Raw genomic sequence first — 18,356 nt, forward strand, 5'->3', positions numbered from 1 at the left:
TTGTATCAAAGTCGGCGCGACTGATTCCCCTCAAAGCTAGGAACTGAACCGGGCCGTCCCGAGACGGATGGCTGTCTTTGCGGGTACGTGTTCGCGGAATCGTTAACTTTGTTGACAATGGATTTTGTATTTTGGATACATTAAGCAGTGATTTCGCGACGGCAAGCGTTGCCAAAGAGTGTTCTGACAAAAAAGCGCTAAGCGAAAATCAAGCAATATTTACTGGGAGAAACTCATGAAACTTAAGTTTTTGGCCGCAACCGCAGCGATTGCGTTGTCCAGCGCTGCGGCACAGGCAAATACGTTGGTCTATTGCTCGGAAGGCTCGCCCGAAGGTTTTGACCCGGCGCTGTTCACCGCTGGCACCACCTTTGATGCGTCCTCGCACCCGATCTACAACCGCCTGCTGGAATTTGAGACCGGCACCACCAATGTGATCCCAGGCTTGGCCGAAAGCGTCGAGGCCAGCGATGACGGTCTGCAATATACGTTCAAGCTGCGTCAGGGCGTCAAATTCCACTCGAATGACGAATTCACCCCAACCCGCGACTTCAACGCCGATGACGTGATCTTCTCGTTCATGCGCCAGAAGGATGAAGGCCACCCATATAATCAGGTGTCTGGCGGTACGTGGGAATATTTCCAGGGCATGGGTATGCCCGATCTCGTCGAGTCCATAGAAAAGATCGACGACTACACAGTGAAATTCACGCTGTCTAAACCCGAAGCGCCTTTTGTCGCCAACATGGCGATGGACTTTGCCTCGATCCTGTCGGCGGAATACGCCGATGCGATGATGGAAGCGAGCACACCTGAAAAGCTGAACACCGCGCCTATCGGCACCGGCCCGTTCTCATTCGTGGCCTATCAGAAAGACGCCGTTATCCGCTATGCGCAGAACGCTGATTACTGGAAAGCACCGGCGGATGTGAGCAATCTGATCTTTGCGATTACGCCTGATGCGTCGGTCCGTTATCAAAAGCTGAAGGCGGGTGAATGCCACATCATGCCTTATCCGAACCCCGCCGACATTCAAGCGATGCAGGATGACGCGGACATCAACATGATGGAGCAAGAAGGCCTGAACGTGGGTTATCTGGCTTACAACACCACGATGGAGCCGTTCGACAACCCGAAGGTGCGCAAAGCGCTGAACATGGCGATCGACAAGCAGGCGATTATCGACGTGGTGTTCCAAGGTTCGGGGCAAGCGGCCAAGAACCCGATTCCGCCGACCATGTGGGGTTATAACGACGCCATCACCGACGATGCCTATGATCCCGAAGCGGCCAAGGCGATGCTGGAAGCCGAAGGCGTCAACGATCTGTCGATGAAGGTCTGGGCGATGCCGGTTCAACGCCCCTATAACCCGAACGCCCGCCGCATGGCCGAGCTGATCCAGGCAGATTTCGCCAAGATCGGCGTGGATGTCGAGATCGTCTCCTATGAATGGGGCGAGTACCTGTCGCGCTCAAAAGAGCTGAACCGCGACGGAGCTGTGCTGCTGGGTTGGACCGGTGACAACGGCGACCCGGACAACTTCCTGGCCGTGCTGCTGGGCTGTGACGGCCGCGAAGCCTCGAACCGTGCACAATGGTGCCACGAGCCTTTCGAAGATCTGATCCTGAAGGCCAAGCAGACCACCGATCAGGCCGAGCGCACCAAGCTGTATGAAGAGGCGCAGGTCATCTTCAAAGAGCAAGCCCCCTGGGCCACCATCGCACACTCGGTCGTTTACATGCCGATGCGCAACGAAGTGCAGGGCTACAAAGTCCACCCGCTGGGCGGCCACATCTTCTACGGCGTCAGCGTCGAATAAATCATCACTCACGGATCGGAGCCGCCCGCATGGCGGCTCCGGTTTTCTTTTTTGGAGGTCGGCCCCCATGCCGGATTTGTCCGAGTACCGTCAACTGGCAAAGGACATGTCAGTCGATGCCGTGGCCCTCGTGCCCGGTCCCAATTTCACCCGCGCGTTGGGGAAACCCTTCATGAGCCACGAGCGACCCTTTGTGGTCGTTATCCCGGCCCAAGGTAGTCCCGCCGCGATTGTCCCCAATCTGGAGCTTGGCACCTGGGCGCTGGTCGGCTTTGACGGTGCCGTGTTCGATTGGATGGACCAGACGGGCTATAACAGCGCTTTTGCCGCTTTGGCTGCGCACATGCCGCTGAAATCGCTGGCAGTCGAAGGGCAGGTGATGCGGGTCTTTGTGTCGAAGGCTTTCACCGACGCGCTGCCCGATCTGCGCATTGTCGATGCCGAACGCGAAATCTCGGGCTTGCGGATTATAAAGACCGAAGATGACATCGCGGCACTGCAAGCGGCAATTGATATCTCGGAACGCGCGCTGGAGCGTGTGATAGCCGACATGCGCGTCGGACAGACGGAAAAACAGATCGAACAGGCGCTGATTCAGGCACTGTTCGCCGAAGGTGCGGCCTCGTTGGCGTTCGCACCAATTGTGGCAGCCGGAGACAACTCGGCCCAACCGCATGGCAAGGCGCGAGCGGATTATCAGATCAAACCCGGCGATGCGTTGTTGTTCGATTTTGGCGCGCGCAAACACGGCTTTGCCGCTGATATCACCCGTACGTTCTTTGTGGCCGAGGTTTCGGACGAGGGCAGGGATGTCTACGACACCGTCCTGCGTGCCAACCTAGAAGGGTTCAACGCCTGCCGCCCGGGCACTACTGCGCATGACATCGACGATGCCGTCACTCGCGTGCTTGAGGCATCGCCTTATGCCGATCGTATCCGCACCAAGACCGGGCACGGGCTGGGCCGCGACGTACATGAAGCGCCCTATATCATGCGTGGAAATCATCAGGACATCCTTCCCGGCATGGTCTGGACCAATGAGCCCGGGCTTTATGACCTCGGAAATTTTGGTGTTCGGATCGAAGATGATGTTCTGGTGACGCAGGATGGCTGCAGGTCACTGACCCGCTTTCCCAAAGATCTCACAATCATAGGTCGCTGATGTTTGGCTACTTCCTTACGCGCCTTGGAATGTTCGTTCCGACATTTCTGGGCGTGACGCTGATTTCCTTCATGTTCATCCGGGTGCTACCGGGCGACCCCATCATCGTCATGGCCGGAGAACGCGGCATGACCGAGGAACGCTATCAGGAGATGGTGGTCAAGCTGGGCTTCGACAAACCGGTACTGCAGCAATACTGGGACTATCTGGTCGGCGTTATGCATGGCGATCTGGGTGAAAGCTTTGTCACCAAGAAACCGGTCTGGGATGAGTTCTTTGCCCTGTTCCCAGCCACGCTGGAACTGTCGATCTGTGCGATGATCTTTGCCGTGGCTCTTGGCTTGCCTGCGGGTGTGATTGCTGCCGTGAACAGAGGCAAGTTCTTTGATCGCGCGCTGATGTCCTCGGCTTTGGTTGGCTATTCGATGCCGATCTTCTGGTGGGCCCTGCTTCTGATCATCGTGTTTTCAGGTAATCTGGGCTGGACGCCGGTATCGGGGCGGATCGACCTGCTGTATTACTTCCCCAGCGTGACCGGTTTCATGCTGATCGACAGCCTGCTGTCAGGGCAGGAGGGTGCGTTTACGTCAGCCGTGCGTCACTTGATCCTGCCGACCATCGTACTGGGCACCATCCCGCTGGCGGTGATCGCGCGCCAGACTCGCTCGGCCATGTTAGAAGTTTTGGGCGAGGATTACATTCGCACCGCCCGCGCCAAGGGTCTTTCGCCCACGCGGATCAACGGGCTGCATGCGCTGCGCAACGCTCTGATCCCGGTGATAACAGTGATCGGCCTGTCGGTCGGCACGCTGCTGGCCGGCGCGATCCTGACCGAGACAATCTTTAGCTGGCCGGGCATCGGCAAGTGGATGGTCGACAGTATTTTCCGCCGCGACTATCCGGTGGTGCAGGGCGGGCTGCTGATGATCGCCGTGATCGTGATGCTGGTGAACCTGCTGGTCGATGTCCTTTACGGCATCATCAACCCCAAAATCCGGAGACGGTGATGGCCGAGCTTTCCGCAACTACGCCCAAGACCGAGGACCGCCCAAGCGCCCTGCGCGAATTCTGGTTCTATTTCAGCGAAAACCGCGGCGCGGTAATCGGATTGTATGTGTTCATGGCCTTCGTAATCTGCGCGGCCTTTGCGCCTTTGCTGGCGCCCTATGACCCGACCGAGCAGTTCCGCGACAACATTCTGCAACCCCCCGCGTGGCAAGAGGGCGGCAGTTGGGCCTTCCCGCTGGGCACCGACCCATTGGGCCGGGACATGCTGTCGCGGCTGATCATGGGATCACGCTATTCCTTCTTTGTGGGCATCGTTGTGGTCTGTGTGGCCGTGACAGGCGGCGTATTCATCGGGCTATTGTCCGGCTTTGCGCCGAAATGGGTCGATACGCTGATCATGCGGGTGATGGATATCATCCTGTCCTTCCCCTCGCTGCTGTTGGCGCTGGTATTGGTGGCCATCCTTGGCCCCTCACTGACCAATGCCATGATCGCCATCGCCATCGTGTTCCAGCCCCATTATGTGCGCCTGACCCGCGCCTCGGTTCTGTCTGAACGGCAGAAAGACTATGTCACCTCGGCCCGTGTCGCGGGCGCGGGCAAGGCGCGGTTGATGTTCAAGACTGTGCTGCCCAACTGTCTGGCCCCGATCATTGTGCAGGCGGCGCTGTCATTCTCAACCGCTATTCTGGACGCCGCCGCCCTTGGATTTCTGGGAATGGGCGCACAGCCCCCCACGCCGGAATGGGGCACCATGCTGGCCGAAGCGCGCGAGTTCATTCTACGCGCCTGGTGGGTCGTCACGTTCCCCGGCCTTGCCATTCTGGTCACGGTGCTGGCGATCAACCTGATGGGCGACGGCCTGCGCGACGCGCTGGACCCGAAACTGAAGCGGAGCTGACGATATGAGTTTGTTGGACATCCGAAACCTCACTGTCGAATTCGCTACCGCCTCGGGTAAATTCCGCGCCGTCGACGGGGTGGACCTCTCTGTCGACCGGGGCGAGCTGATGGCCATCGTCGGCGAAAGCGGCTCGGGCAAATCCGTGTCTATGCTGGCGTTGATGGGCCTGTTGCCCTGGACCGCCACAATCACCGCCGATCAGCTGAGTTTTGAAGGCATCGACCTGACCAAAATCTCGGCCCGCGACCGGCGCAAGATCATCGGCAAGGACATCGCCATGATCTTTCAGGAACCGATGTCGTCGCTCAACCCCTGTTTCACTGTGGGGTTCCAGATCAAAGAGGCGCTGCGCATCCATCTGGGCATGAACCGCAAAGATCGTCACCAACGCGCGATCGAGCTGTTTGATCAGGTCGGCATTCCCGCGCCGGAAAACCGGCTGAACACCTTTCCACACCAGATGTCTGGGGGGATGAACCAGCGGGTCATGATCGCCATGGCGATTGCGTGCAACCCCAAGCTGCTGATCGCTGATGAGCCAACAACAGCGCTGGACGTCACCATTCAGGCGCAAATTCTGGACCTGCTGGTGCGGCTGCGCGATGAACAGGGGATGGGTCTGGTGCTGATCACACACGATATGGGCGTGGTAGCCGAAACCGCCGAACGCGTGCAGGTACAATACGCCGGTCAAAAGGTTGAAGAACAGCCCGTCAAAGATCTGTTCCGCACCCCGCGCCACCCTTATACCTCTGCGTTGCTAAGCGCACTGCCGGAACGGGCAACTTCGAAAATGCTGCCGACCATCCCCGGTGTCGTTCCCGGCCAGTTTGACCGACCAAAGGGGTGCCTATTCAGCCCGAGGTGCAGGTTTGCGGATAACACCTGCCAATCTATCCCCCCCACACCACATAGTGAATCATTCGGCAAAGCCCGGTGTCACCATGTCGAAAGAATTGCAGCCGGAGAAATCGCATGACGGCCCCTATCGTTCAGGCAACTGCGTTGGCTCGGCACTACGAGGTGAGAGGTGGACTGTTGTCGAAATCCGCAACAGTCAAAGCCCTGTCCGGAGTAGATTTTGAACTGAAACCTGGCAAGACACTTGCCATCGTCGGAGAATCCGGCTGCGGCAAGTCCACATTGGCACGTGTCGTCACTATGATCGAAGAACCAACGTCCGGAACACTTACAATAGACGGCACTGATGTCACCCCATCGAAATGGGCCGAAATGCGTGAGACCGTTCAGATCGTATTCCAGGATCCGTATGGATCGCTCAATCCCCGGCAACGGATCGGGCAGATTCTACAGGAGCCGCTGACCATCAACCGCCCCAACATGTCCGCCTCCGACCGCGAGGCGCGGGCGCGCGAGATGCTTAACCTTGTCGGCCTGCGTCCCGAACACTACGACCGTTATCCGCATATGTTCTCGGGCGGTCAGCGCCAGCGGATCGCCATTGCTCGCGCTCTAATGTTGAACCCTAAAGTGTTGGTCCTGGACGAACCGGTCTCGGCATTGGATGTATCGATCCAATCCCAAATCCTGAACCTGCTGGTCGAGTTGCAGGAACGCCTGAACCTTGCCTATCTGTTCATCTCGCATGACCTGTCGGTAGTTAAACACTTCGCCGATGATGTGATCGTTATATATCTGGGCCGCGCGGTCGAGCACGCCACGAAAGACCAACTGTTCGCCGCCCCCCGTCATCCCTATTCCAAGGCGCTGTTATCGACCACGCCGCGCGCGGACCCTGAGGCGCGCAAGGAACGGATCAAGCTGGAGGGCGAGTTGCCCTCACCCATGAACATCCCCTTGGGCTGTGCTTTCGCGCAACGCTGCTGGCTTGCAACCGAAGAATGCCGCGCCGCACCACCAGATCTGAGTGGTGAGTCGCATCAGGTGGCTTGCCTACACCCGCTGGATTGACCTTAGTCACCGTTGCGCGTGGCAGTCACCATCTCCAGCAACTGATCCTTGGTGCGTGCTATGTGGCGGGTCAACAGAGCGCAGGCGCTCTCGACCTGTCCGGCTCGAGCCAGCGATAACAGCTCGCGGTGGTCTTTCTTAGCAGGCTCTCGCTGTTTCATTACACTCAGGTGCATTCGGACATAGCGGTCCGACTGCAAGTTGACACGTTGCAGGATTTCATTGCTCAACCCGCGATCAGCCGCAGCATATAGCGCCATATGGTAAGCATTGTTCAACCCGCCCCAACGGCCCACGTCATTGGCATCGTAAGACTTCTCCATCTCATCCAGAATGCGCTCACACTCGGAAAAATGGGTTAGGGTCATCCGCGGTATTGCGTGCCGGAACAGATCGACCTCAAGCAAAACGCGCAGATCGAAAATCTCGGCGATCTCGGACAGAGAATGTGTGGTCACCGACGCGCCACGGTTGTTCGTCAATTGAACAAGACCTTCGGCGTCCAGTCGTTTGAGTGCCTCGCGGATTGGCATGCGAGAAACGTCGTAATCCTCGGCCAGCGCTTCTTGCCGAATAACCTCTCCCTCGGCCATCTCCCCGCTTAGTATCCGCTCGCGCAGATCGTTTGTTATGACATCGGGCAGGCTTTGCCGTGGGATCGCGCGTGTTCCGCTCATATGTTGTATCTCGAGTGGTGGAGTGTGTATCCAAAATACAAAGTCACTTGCGTATTTCCAAGGCTCTCAATCAGTAATGTCGGAATTTTGCAATCCTATTACAACACTCAATACTTAGCATCCAAACAATCTATTGGACCGATGGAACAAAGTGATCCAGATTGCCGCCCAACAAAGTAGGCCAATTTCCTATGAGGGTCCAATGTGGCGCTATTCCAATCCGGTTGAAATCATGTTTGGCGCCGGTTCTGTTTCGGAACTGCCAAAACTGATTGGCGGCCGAAATTATGCTTTGGTCACTTATCCAAGTGATCCCTTCCAGCGCCTGGCGCAGCGGGTTGAAGAAGCGGCTGGACCAGCTGCGGTAGTAATAAACGACATCGCACCCAACCCGGATTTCCAGCTGCTTGGGCAGCAGTGCGCGCAGTTAGCTGGAATACGGCACCAAATCGAGGTGATTGTAGCCTTAGGAGGTGGGTCCGTAATCGACTCGGCCAAGGTTTTTGCGGCCGCAGATGGCAGTTTTGACAATGTAGTGACGTATTTAGAAACCGGCGGCGGCGCGGCAAACTTGGGAACCATTCCCATTATTGCGGTTCCGACGACTGCTGGCACCGGTAGTGAGGTTACATGTTGGGCCACAGTTTGGGACGAGCAGCGCGCCAGAAAATACTCACTTTCACGACAAAATCTCTACCCAGAAGCTGCGGTGATTGATCCTGAACTTATGGTCAACAAACCCCATGAACTGACCCTGTCCACTGGGTTGGACACACTTTCCCATGCTTTGGAAAGCATATGGAATATCAATGCAAACCCTATTTCGGCCAGACATGCCGTCCATGCAGCTGGCACCATTCTAGACACTTTGCCCGATCTGCTAAACGATCTAGGCAACCTTAGTCTGCGCACGCAGATCGCAGATGCAGCACTCAGCGCCGGGCTGGCCTTTTCCAATACAAAGACTGCCATCGCCCATAACCTGTCTTATCCAATAACCCTCGGATGGGGTATACAGCACGGAATTGCTTGTTCGTTCACGCTGCCAGTGATCTTAAGTTCGGTCGACGGCATTGGCGGGTTTAGACAGGCTGCCCTGCACGATGTTTTCGGTTCGAATCTGAGTTCCGCTTCGATTGAACTGACGACCTTCCTGAATCGGCTAGGTGTTTCCACCCGGTTTGCAGACTACGGCATATCCGACGCTCAACGAATGGATATTGTTGATGAAGCCTTTGCCGGTGAACGCGGCCGTAATTTTGCGGGCACAAAAGAGGCATTCCTGAAAACGCTGGACGCGCAGGATGGCAAAAAATCCAAGGTCGCCTGAACCATCTTTCAAAATAGACCCCGTGTGTCAGCCACTGTTGATCTGACTTACGCTCATACGCAAGGACCGCCCTATGACAGCTCAAACCCCGATCACCGCAAATGAACGAGTTTATCCGACGCCCAAAGTTCCCGCGATTGCGATTTGTCTCGATGGCTGCGAGCCAGAGTATCTGGATGTAGCCATCGCCAAAGGGCTGATGCCCACGCTCAAGCGAATACGTGAGACCGGCACGGACCGACTAGCGCACTCGGTCATTCCGTCCTTTACCAACCCCAACAACCTGTCAATCGCGACCGGACGTCCGCCAAGTATTCATGGAATCTGTGGGAATTACTTGATCGACCCCGACAGCGGTGAAGAAGTAATGATGAATGACGTTCGTTTTCTGCGCGCGCCTACTATCTTTTCAAAGTTCTACGAGGCTGGATACCGGGTCGCCATGGTGACTGCCAAGGACAAGCTGCGCGCTTTGCTTGGTGCCGGATTGAAGTTTGACGAAGAGCGCGCCGTCGCGTTCTCGTCCGAACGCTCGGGCGAGACGACAAAGGCCGAACACGGTATCGACAACGCAAGCCAATGGCTGGGAATGCCTGTGCCCGAAGTGTACTCGGCGGACTTGTCGGAATTTGTTTTCGCTGCGGGTGTGAAGCTGTTGGAGGAGTTCAAGCCTGATATCATGTACCTTTCGACCACAGACTACATTCAGCACAAATTCGCGCCTGACCAGCAGGGTGCACTGGATTTCTACGCGATGTTCGACCGGTATCTGGCGCAGTTGGATGCTATGGGCGCAGCCATCGTCGTCACTGCAGATCATGGCATGAAGCCCAAACACCATACGGACGGAACACCTAACGTAGTCTATGTCCAGGATCTAATGGACGACTGGATGGGGAAGGATGCAGCCCGTGTGATCCTGCCGATCACTGACCCTTATGTGGTTCACCATGGCGCGCTTGGCAGCTTTGCCACCGCTTATCTTCCTGAAGGTGCGAACCGTTCCGATATTGTGGACAAGCTGAAAGCGACCGACGGTATCACCCATGTCCTGACCAAGGAAGAAGCCATCGCGGAATACGAACTTCCTGGTGATCGGATTGGGGATATTGTCATGGTCTCGGGTGAGAATATCTGCATCGGCACCTCCGAGGATCGTCATGATCTGGCGGCCTTGAAAGAACCGTTGCGCAGCCATGGCGGCCTGACCGAGCAAGAAGTTCCCTTTATCGTCAACCGCGTCCTGGATTTACCCTCGCAACCAAAACTGAAGAACTTTGACGCGTTTTTCTATGCTACCACCGCCGCAGCGCAATAAAATGGACGGGATCATGAACGCTTCAGACATTCGCCACGAAGGAATGCGCATCGGAGGAGAGGTTGTCTTTACCGATGCCACTGTACCGGTCCACTACCCCTATACGAATGAGGTCGTGGGCACCGTCCCGGCAGGGACAGCGGAACACGCACGCAAGGCATTTGAGATTGCCGCAAACTACACGCCGAAACTGACTCGATACGAACGCAGCCAGATCCTGCAGCGCGCGGGCGAGTTGATCGGTGAAAAGCGGGACTACCTGGCCAAATGGTTGACGTTGGAACTGGGCATTTGCCATCAGCATTCGATTTACGAAACGAAACGCGCGCAGGACGTCTATCAGTTTGCCGCTGCCGAGGCGTTAAAAGACGATGGGGAGATTTTCTCGTGCGATCTGACCCATAACGGGAAAGAGCGTAGGATTTTCACCAAACGTGAACCCGTCAAGGCAATCAGCGCCATCACACCGTTCAACCATCCGCTAAACATGGTCAGCCACAAGATCGCTCCGTCAATTGCGACCAATAACTGTATGGTTTGCAAACCCACCGAGTTGACGCCGCTAACTTGTTTGGCGCTGGCCGATATTCTGTATGAGGCCGGTCTGCCGCCCGAGATGTTCCAGGTTGTAACCGGTTGGCCGCAGGACATTGGTGACGAGATGATCACCAACGAAAACATCGACATCATCACCTTCACCGGAGGTGTTCCGGTTGGCAAATTGATCGCGTCGAAAGCCGGATACAAACGCCAGGCGCTGGAGTTGGGCGGAAATGACCCATTGATCGTTCTGAACGATCTCAGCGATGCTGATCTGGACAAGGCCGCCACCATCGCGGTCGCAGGTGCAACCGGCAATTCGGGCCAGCGCTGCACTGCGATCAAACGCATTTTGGTACAAGAAAGCGTGGCCGACAAATTCGTTCCTCTGGTGTTGGAGAAAGCGAAGGCGATCCGGTTCGGTGACCCTCAGGACCCGGAAACTCAACTGGGCTGTGTGATCCATGACAAAGCCGCCGCGCTGTTTGAAAAACGCGTCCACATGGCCGAAGCCGAAGGTGCGGAAATCCTGTACCACCCCGGTCGCCAGGGGGCATTGCTGCCTCCGATTGTGGTCGACAAGGTTCCCCATGACAGCGAGTTGGTGATGGAAGAAACTTTTGGGCCCATCGTACCTATCGTGCGCGTGCCCGATGACGATGCGAAGGTTATGGAAATCTCGAACGGTACCGAGTTCGGCCTGTCCTCGGGCGTGTGCACCAACGATTTGAACCGGGCAATCGCCTTTATCAACGGGTTGGATGTCGGCACTTGCAACATCTGGGAACAACCAGGCTACAGGATCGAGATGTCGCCCTTTGGCGGGATCAAGGACAGCGGCAACGGCGTGAAAGAAGGCGTAATCGAAGCGATGAAGTTCTTTACCAACGTCAAAACTTATTCGCTGCCCTGGCCCGGCTAGTGGCGCAGATGGGTGTTTCGTACTATCCCTGACGGCATGTCATTTGATTTGAAAAACCTAAACCTGTTTGTCCGAGTGGCCACCCTGGGTGCCATTGGACGGGCAGGGGCGGAGTTCGGGTTCTCGGCCACCAACACCTCACAACGCCTGCAGGCGCTTGAGACCGAACTGGATGTCAAACTGCTGAACCGCACCACGCGGGCTGTATCCCTGACCCCGGACGGAGAGCTGTTTCTGGAGCATGCCAAGCGCATCCTCGAAGACGTCGAAGATGCGCGCACCATGCTGTCTGGAAACTCTGGAACAGTATCAGGCAAACTGCGGGTAACAGCATCCGCGTCATTCGGGCAGTCACATATAGTGCCACATGTACCCGAATTCCTTCGGCTCTACCCGCATGTAGAGCTTGATCTGAACCTAACCGACTCGGTGCTCGACATTGTGGAACTGGGGTACGATCTGGCGTTTCGTCTAGGCGATCTTGGCCCATCCAGCCTGTTGGCCCAGAAACTGGACGATGATCCGCGTCTACTGGTTGCGGCACCTTCCTATCTGGAACATGCAGGGACGCCTGAAACTGCGGCCGACCTGGCCAATCACGCTTGCCTGACAATGCACCCGCGCGAGGTCTGGCACCTGATTGATCAATCGGACACCATGCATGATGTGCGCGTGTCTGGCCCCGCGACCGTCAGCCTTGGTGATGCAGCGATGGATTGGACGCTGGCCGGATTGGGGATCAACAAAGCCTGCTTGTGGCAGACCGGAGATCATATTCGATCCGGGCGTCTGGTTCGGGTTCTGCCACATCTGCGCGCCTGGCCGGATTCGAAAATCTGGGCCGTGCGCCCACCGGGCCGATTGATGCATGCCCGAGTCCGCGCGTTTTTGGATTTCATGCGTGTTCGGATCATCGCCGCCAACAAGGTGCTCTACGCCGACCTGATCTGAAGCTATTCTTCCGGTATACGGGATTATCATTTCCGAATTCTGCAGATAGCGGCAGACAATGGAAGGGCATAGATGCGGCTCATCACCAATTCGGAGCCTCATTCCATGAAAGACCTCATCGAAACCAGCGATGTTCAGACTCAGATCATCGACGCCTTCAATTTCCGCCACGCAACTAAAGTGTTCGATCCTGAGCGAAAAGTCACTGAGAGCGAATTCAACACAATTCTGGAAGCGGCACGCCTGTCGCCGACCTCGTTCGGGACCGAACCGTTCCAGTTGCTGGTTGTGCAATCACCCGAGAAACGAGAGCTGTTTCGTGACTTCACCTGGGGCGCGAACGGCGCCACGAATGGTACTGCCGGACAGCTTGGAACCGCAAGCCATTACGTGATCATCCTGTCCCATACCGGCGCAACCATGAAAGCAGGGTCGGATTATTTGGCCCAGCACAACCGCGAGGTGAAACAGTTCCCCGAAGAAGTCATCGAGATGCTCGGGGGGGCTTACGCCAAGTTTCAAGCGCATGATTTCAAATTGGAAACCGACGCGGATATCGAAAAATGGGCTGCGCGGCAGGCTTACATCGTTCTCGGCAACATGATGACCGCCGGTGCGCTTATGGGAATTGATTCATGCCCCATCGAAGGGTTCGAGTTGGACAAAACCGAAGCTGTTTTGCGCGATCATTTCGGGATTGATACCAACCTCCACAAACCCGCCGTCATGGTGGCGTTCGGCTATCGTGCGGATGGTCCGATGTTCCCCAAAACGCGCCGCGAGATGGCCGATATCGTCACATGGGTGTGACGTATATGCCCGGCACGACGTGCCGGGCACCCCGCCTGCTACCTCACAAACACACAGCACGAGGCGCATGGTGCATAGCTGACTCATGTATCAAACAAGCATAATCGGACAATCTACTGACAGCTCAGGACAGAGAGCATCTGGAACGCTAGGTCAGTTCGAAAAAGTTTGCCAAATGCGTCATAAGACTAAATTACAGAACGTGATTTGAAAGATCCGCGAAGACAAGAAAAACGGGGAACCAAACGAAAGCGGCGGCGCAATGGGTTCAACTTCCCTACATCTGGACAATGACCGAGGCTTCAAGGCAAGGTTGGACAACGGTGTCAGCATCTACGTGCGCCCAATGGGCATTTCCGACAAACATCTGATTGCGCAAGCAATCCATAATCTGTCCGACCAATCCCGATACATGCGCTTCTTTTCTGCGTTTCACGACGCCCCAGAACCTGTTTTGGACCTTCTGGCCAACGTGGATGGCGACAAGCACGTAGCTTGGGGTGCCGTAGACTCTGAACAGAATGGGCGGCCCATCGCCGCCGTGCATGCAATCCGGGGTAACCCGCAAGACAAGGATGTCGAAATCGCTTGCACGGTTTTGGACGACTATCACGGTCACGGCATATCCCACCTTTTACTGGCGGCCACCGTGTTCGACTGTCTGGCTTTAGGGGTCGAGCTCGCTCATGCTGAAGTTCTGTTCGGAAACTATAAGGCCAAGGGTTTGTTCGAAGGGTTGAATGCCGACCTCGTGGAAAGCGACGAAACACTGTTGTATCGCATGGAATTGCCTTCACTCTTACGGACGATTGAACGGAAGGGTCATCCAAATTCTTTGGCGCAGTTTATGCACGCGCTGCGAACTTCTGCGGATCCCAGCCCCACAATAGGCGTTCCGTGGTCAAACCCATAAAGCACATTTATTGTGAGATTCTATAATATTTAGGCGTGCGTCCGGTCCATCGCCGGAACGCGCGGACGAAACTAGCTGTTTCTGAGAACCCCAGAACGTGCGCGATCTGCTCGGTGCTCAGTGTCGCTTCGCGCAAATACTTTAGCGCAAGCTCCATTCGAACAGCGTCCACAATTGCACTAAAAGTCGTTTGCTCTCGCTTCAGGTGCCGCCTGAGGGTACGACTGGTCAAACCAAGGCTCTGAGCGACGGTATCCATACTTGACGAAAGTGCAACATTTTGAATCAAGCTCCGACGGACCTGACCACTGACACCGTCTTTTTGGGTGATCTCGGACAGTTCGTTTTCGCAAATTCGAACGAGCTGATTGAAAGTCAACTGGTTTCCCAGTTCGACTTTATGATCCAACCATTCCACTCCGACATGGAACCGGTTCCGTCCTGCGTTCAGAATGATCTCGTCTGCTGCATCAGCCGGCAAGGTGTATGCGCTGTCATTTGAATATCTGACTTCGATACGGCGTGAGGTAAAACCAGCGCCCATGACATCCCTGTGCAGCGAGTTGTAGATGCCCAACTGTAGATTGACGAGGAATTCGTAAAACTCTTTTCCGGCGTAAGAGGCCGGGACAGGCTCAAAACCCCACCCTTCAGCACCCTCGTCCTGCACAAACTCAACGCCGAAATGCATCGTCTTGGTCGAGCCGCCCTGATAGCGATGCCCGTTGACCTCAAGATACATCGGCAGGTTTTGCGGGTCCGCGACCTCATCGCGGGTCACCAGCCAGGGTCCAATGGGGCCAAACGTGTCCGCCGACTTGCCCTTGACCCATTGCCCCGAGCGGTGCAGCTGAAAGTCACGCTCGGACAGATCGTTGACCACGCAATAGCCCGCCACATGGTCCAGCGCGTCCTCTTCCGAGACGTATTTGGCCTCTTTTCCGATCACCACGCCCAGCTCAACCTCCCAATCGGTCTTGACCGAGTTGCGGGGGATTTCGACCGTGTCATTGGGGCCGATAATGGCGGATGTGGCCTTGAAGAAAATCACCGGCTCGGCGGGCAGATCCATGCCCGATTCCGCCGCGTGATCGGCATAGTTGAGGCCAATGCAAATGAACTTGCCAACCTGGCCCACACACGCGCCGATGCGCGGGTCGCCCTCGACCAGCGGCAAGGTTGCAGGGTCGATCGCGCGCAGACGTGCGAGGCTGTCATCACTCAGCGCGGCGCCTGCGATATCACCGACTTCGCCCGACAAATCACGGATCGCGCCGTTTCCGTCCAAAAGCCCCGGCTTTTCTTGACCAACAGGCCCATAGCGCAGCAGTTTCATTCCACCATCCTTTTAAACTGTGATTACCCGCCCCCGATGACCGCGGCACCCGAAAGATGGGTTGCTACATACATCATAAATGGGAGCGGGCGGACTTGCCTTCGGTTACATCTGCTCGGGCAAAAGCGCGACAGGAATATCCTGATAGCAGACCGGACGCAGGAAGCGACGGATCGACAGCGTGCCCACAGAAGTTGCACCAAAATTGGTCGACGCGGGGTAGGGGCCACCATGCACCATGGTATCACACACCTCCACCCCGGTAGGGAAGCTGTTGGCCAGCAGACGCCCTGCTTTACGCTCTAGCAACGGCAGCAGCGCCTGTGCGTCGGCTGTATCACCCGCGTCTAAATGCAGGGTACAAGTCAACTGACCTTCGATGGCGCGCGCCACCTGCAGCATCTGGTCGGCATCGCGAACACGAACAACTATACCCAGAGGGCCAAAGACCTCTTCCTGCAGCTTGTGGTCGGCCAGCCAATCGTCGCCCGAGACAGTGAACAGATAGGGTGCCGCGTCGCGGGTTTCGCAACTGGTGCCAATGATCTGAGTCACGCCGGTGCCGGACGCAACGCGCGAAACGCCATCGCGATAAGCGGCGGCAATTCCGTCTGTCAGCATGGTCTGGTTGGCAACAGCGGACAGGCCGGTTTCGGCCGCCGACTGGAACGCATCTGCATCCGGCCCATCGATCACAACGGCAATACCCGGATTGGTGCAGAACTGCCCCGCACCCATGGTCAGTGAACCCGACCAACCCGTCCCGATCTCGGCCCCGCGCGCAGCGGCGGCCTGAGGCAGGATGAACATCGGATTGACCGAGCCCAGCTCACCAAAGAAAGGGATCGGCTCATCGCGTTGCGCGCACAGGTCGAAGAGGGCACGACCACCGCCAAGGCTGCCGGTAAAACCCACGGCCCGGATTAGAGGGTGCTGCACCAAACGAGTGCCCACATCGCGCTTACCGCCTTGAACCAGCGAGAACACACCCGGATGCACACCGGTCGCCTTGATCGCGGCATCAATGGCCTGCGCCACGATCTCACCCGTGCCGGGGTGCGCCGAATGGCCCTTGACCACCACCGGACAACCTGCGGCCAGCGCCGCAGCGGTATCCCCACCCGCGACCGAGAACGCCAGCGGGAAATTCGATGCGCCGAACACGGCGACGGGGCCCAGCGGGCGTTGGATCATCTTCAGGTCGGGGCGGGGCAGGGGCGCGCGGTCCGGCATAGCCGGGTCGTGGCGCAGGTCCAGATAGTCGCCCTTTTCGATATGATCTGCGAACAGGCGCAGCTGGCCGACGGTGCGGCCACGCTCACCCTGCAGACGCGCCTCGGGCAGGCCGGTTTCTTGCGTTCCGATTTCGGTGATGGCATCGCCGCGGGCGTCGATCTCATCAGCGATTTTGCGCAGCAACGCGGCGCGATCCGCACGCGAAGACCAACCAAAGCTGGCAAATGCCTCTTCAGCGGCTTCGACGGCTGCATCGACCAACGCAGGCGTGCCCACGCAAAAGTCGTGGCTGGGCCCGTGCGCCGGTTCCGAGGTAAAAGAAGCGTCGGTCGCGACCCATTCGCCCGCGATCAGGTGTTTTCCGGTCAACATGTTCAAATTTTCCTTAAATCAGCCCGCGTTGGGCCAGGTTTCGCATCAGATGAGACGCCCCGAACGTCCATTCCGGGCATTCCGTCGACAGGCGCACCGTATTGGTCAGAGCGCCCAGTTGGTCGTTTGCAATCGTGACAGCGTCACCGATCTTGTGAGTGAACCCGCCACCCGGAGTGTCACGATCCTGCGTCGGAGCGAAAAGCGTTCCGAGGAACAGCATGAACCCGTCCGGATATTGGTGATGACGCCCGACGGTTTGCTTCACCAGATCCGCGGGATCACGGCTGATTTGGGACATCGACGAATTTCCGTTCAGCACAAACCCATCCGGGCCGGTAACAGTCAGGGTCAATTCGGCATTGCGCACGTCGTCCAGATCAAAGTTGTCGTCGAACAGGCGGATCATGGGTCCGATGGCGCAAGAGGCGTTGTTGTCCTTGGCTTTGCTCAGCAGCAAGGCTGAGCGCCCCTCAACGTCGCGCAAGTTCACATCATTGCCCAGCGTCGCCCCCTTGATTTCACCCTTGGACGTCACAGCCAGCACGACTTCGGGCTCGGGGTTGTTCCACGTCGAAATTGGGTGGAGCCCAACATCCGCACCGAATCCAACCGAGGACAGTACCTGCGCCTTGGAAAACACTTCGGCGTCTGGCCCGATGCCAACTTCCAGATACTGGCTCCACAGACCTTCCGAGATAAGCGCCGCCTTTACCTGTGCCGCATCTTCCGAACCGGGCACGATATTGGACAGGCTGTCACCAATACGGGCACCAATGCGCTTGCGGATGGCTTCGGCCTTGGCCGGGTCGCCCGCTGCCTGCTCTTCGATGACACGTTCAACCATAGAGCCGGCGAACGTGACACCACAGGCTTTCACCGCCTGCAGGTCACAAGGCGCCAGCCATTGATGTTCCCCATCTAGCGGCCCGAGCGTCTCGCCCGAAGCCGAGCGCACGTACCCCGCGGCATCGTCCATTTCGAGGATGTCGCGCACGGTCGGCGCAGTTTTCGAGGTGATGTCGACAACCTGACCATCGCGCAGGGTTACGACAGCAGGGCCAATACCGGGGCGTTCAACACGCCCGAGCCACAGCCCGTCTGAATCCAGTTTAGGAGAAGTCAT

Annotated in this window: 16 protein-coding genes and 1 pseudogene; 12 read left to right on the top strand and 5 right to left on the bottom strand. The window is 57.0% G+C overall.

Annotation, left to right across the window (positions count from 1 at the left end; translation table 11 throughout):
* The first annotated feature begins 235 nt into the window (after positions 1 to 235).
* The 6 genes from AC2FNR_RS02670 (at position 236) to AC2FNR_RS02695 (ending at position 6,825) form a co-directional block, all read left to right on the top strand.
* Complete coding sequence (locus tag AC2FNR_RS02670; RefSeq protein ID WP_496847897.1) at positions 236 to 1,819, top strand: ABC transporter substrate-binding protein; 1,584 nt, start codon at positions 236 to 238, stop codon at positions 1,817 to 1,819.
* A gap of 67 nt (positions 1,820 to 1,886) precedes the next feature.
* On the top strand, positions 1,887 to 2,981 hold the full coding sequence (locus tag AC2FNR_RS02675; RefSeq protein ID WP_496847898.1) for a M24 family metallopeptidase: 1,095 nt from the start codon (positions 1,887 to 1,889) through the stop codon (positions 2,979 to 2,981).
* Positions 2,981 to 3,988 carry an ABC transporter permease subunit gene (locus tag AC2FNR_RS02680; protein ID WP_480868255.1) on the top strand — a complete coding sequence of 336 codons (1,008 nt, stop codon included), beginning with the start codon at positions 2,981 to 2,983 and terminating at the stop codon, positions 3,986 to 3,988. Before AC2FNR_RS02675 ends, AC2FNR_RS02680 begins: the two co-directional genes overlap by 1 nt.
* Positions 3,988 to 4,890: an ABC transporter permease subunit gene (locus AC2FNR_RS02685; RefSeq protein WP_496847899.1), complete on the top strand. Its 903-nt coding sequence runs from the start codon at positions 3,988 to 3,990 to the stop codon at positions 4,888 to 4,890. Before AC2FNR_RS02680 ends, AC2FNR_RS02685 begins: the two co-directional genes overlap by 1 nt.
* A gap of 4 nt (positions 4,891 to 4,894) precedes the next feature.
* Positions 4,895 to 5,872 (top strand): ABC transporter ATP-binding protein, encoded by a 978-nt coding sequence (locus AC2FNR_RS02690; protein ID WP_496847900.1) that lies wholly within the window; start codon positions 4,895 to 4,897, stop codon positions 5,870 to 5,872.
* Positions 5,869 to 6,825, top strand: a complete 957-nt coding sequence (locus tag AC2FNR_RS02695; protein WP_496847901.1) for an ABC transporter ATP-binding protein — start codon at positions 5,869 to 5,871, stop codon at positions 6,823 to 6,825. The genes AC2FNR_RS02690 and AC2FNR_RS02695 overlap by 4 nt, the downstream gene beginning before the upstream one ends.
* Before the next feature lie 2 nt (positions 6,826 to 6,827).
* Here AC2FNR_RS02695 and AC2FNR_RS02700 read toward each other — a convergent pair whose 3' ends face one another.
* Entirely contained in the window at positions 6,828 to 7,502 is a 675-nt protein-coding gene (locus AC2FNR_RS02700) for a GntR family transcriptional regulator (RefSeq protein ID WP_170356518.1), read from the bottom strand.
* A 202-nt stretch (positions 7,503 to 7,704) separates the two neighbouring features.
* On the opposite strand from AC2FNR_RS02700, the gene psrA reads away from it, so the two are divergent.
* The 6 genes from psrA to AC2FNR_RS02730 all read left to right on the top strand — a co-directional run bounded on the left by psrA (position 7,705) and on the right by AC2FNR_RS02730 (position 14,286).
* Entirely contained in the window at positions 7,705 to 8,832 is a 1,128-nt protein-coding gene (gene psrA, locus AC2FNR_RS02705) for an iron-containing alcohol dehydrogenase PsrA (RefSeq protein ID WP_496847902.1), read from the top strand.
* A 73-nt stretch (positions 8,833 to 8,905) separates the two neighbouring features.
* Positions 8,906 to 10,150 carry a phosphonoacetate hydrolase gene (gene phnA, locus AC2FNR_RS02710; RefSeq protein WP_496847903.1) on the top strand — a complete coding sequence of 415 codons (1,245 nt, stop codon included), beginning with the start codon at positions 8,906 to 8,908 and terminating at the stop codon, positions 10,148 to 10,150.
* A gap of 13 nt (positions 10,151 to 10,163) precedes the next feature.
* On the top strand, positions 10,164 to 11,612 hold the full coding sequence (phnY, locus tag AC2FNR_RS02715; RefSeq protein ID WP_496847904.1) for a phosphonoacetaldehyde dehydrogenase: 1,449 nt from the start codon (positions 10,164 to 10,166) through the stop codon (positions 11,610 to 11,612).
* Positions 11,613 to 11,624: 12 nt separating this feature from the next.
* Entirely contained in the window at positions 11,625 to 12,563 is a 939-nt protein-coding gene (locus AC2FNR_RS02720; RefSeq protein WP_496847905.1) for a substrate binding domain-containing protein, read from the top strand.
* Positions 12,564 to 12,668: 105 nt separating this feature from the next.
* Complete coding sequence (locus AC2FNR_RS02725; protein ID WP_496847906.1) at positions 12,669 to 13,373, top strand: NAD(P)H-dependent oxidoreductase; 705 nt, start codon at positions 12,669 to 12,671, stop codon at positions 13,371 to 13,373.
* Between the two features lie 262 nt (positions 13,374 to 13,635).
* A complete protein-coding gene (locus AC2FNR_RS02730; RefSeq protein ID WP_496847907.1) occupies positions 13,636 to 14,286 on the top strand; it encodes a GNAT family N-acetyltransferase in 651 nt (216 codons plus the stop codon).
* A 7-nt stretch (positions 14,287 to 14,293) separates the two neighbouring features.
* Here the strand turns inward: AC2FNR_RS02730 and AC2FNR_RS02735 are convergent, their stop codons facing one another.
* The 4 genes and pseudogenes from AC2FNR_RS02735 to AC2FNR_RS02750 form a co-directional block, all read right to left on the bottom strand.
* Positions 14,294 to 14,977, bottom strand: a complete 684-nt coding sequence (locus AC2FNR_RS02735) for a helix-turn-helix domain-containing protein (protein ID WP_496848161.1) — start codon at positions 14,975 to 14,977, stop codon at positions 14,294 to 14,296.
* Positions 14,963 to 15,622, bottom strand: a pseudogene (locus tag AC2FNR_RS02740) (fumarylacetoacetate hydrolase family protein); the annotation flags it as partial. The pseudogene AC2FNR_RS02740 and the gene AC2FNR_RS02735, both read right to left, overlap by 15 nt.
* A gap of 105 nt (positions 15,623 to 15,727) precedes the next feature.
* On the bottom strand, positions 15,728 to 17,230 hold the full coding sequence (locus AC2FNR_RS02745) for an aldehyde dehydrogenase (NADP(+)) (protein WP_496847908.1): 1,503 nt from the start codon (positions 17,228 to 17,230) through the stop codon (positions 15,728 to 15,730).
* 13 nt (positions 17,231 to 17,243) lie between these two features.
* Positions 17,244 to 18,356, bottom strand: coding sequence for a fumarylacetoacetate hydrolase family protein (locus AC2FNR_RS02750; protein ID WP_496847909.1), 1,113 nt, complete (start codon positions 18,354 to 18,356; stop codon positions 17,244 to 17,246).

Source organism: Ruegeria sp. SATB045, from assembly GCF_059613525.1.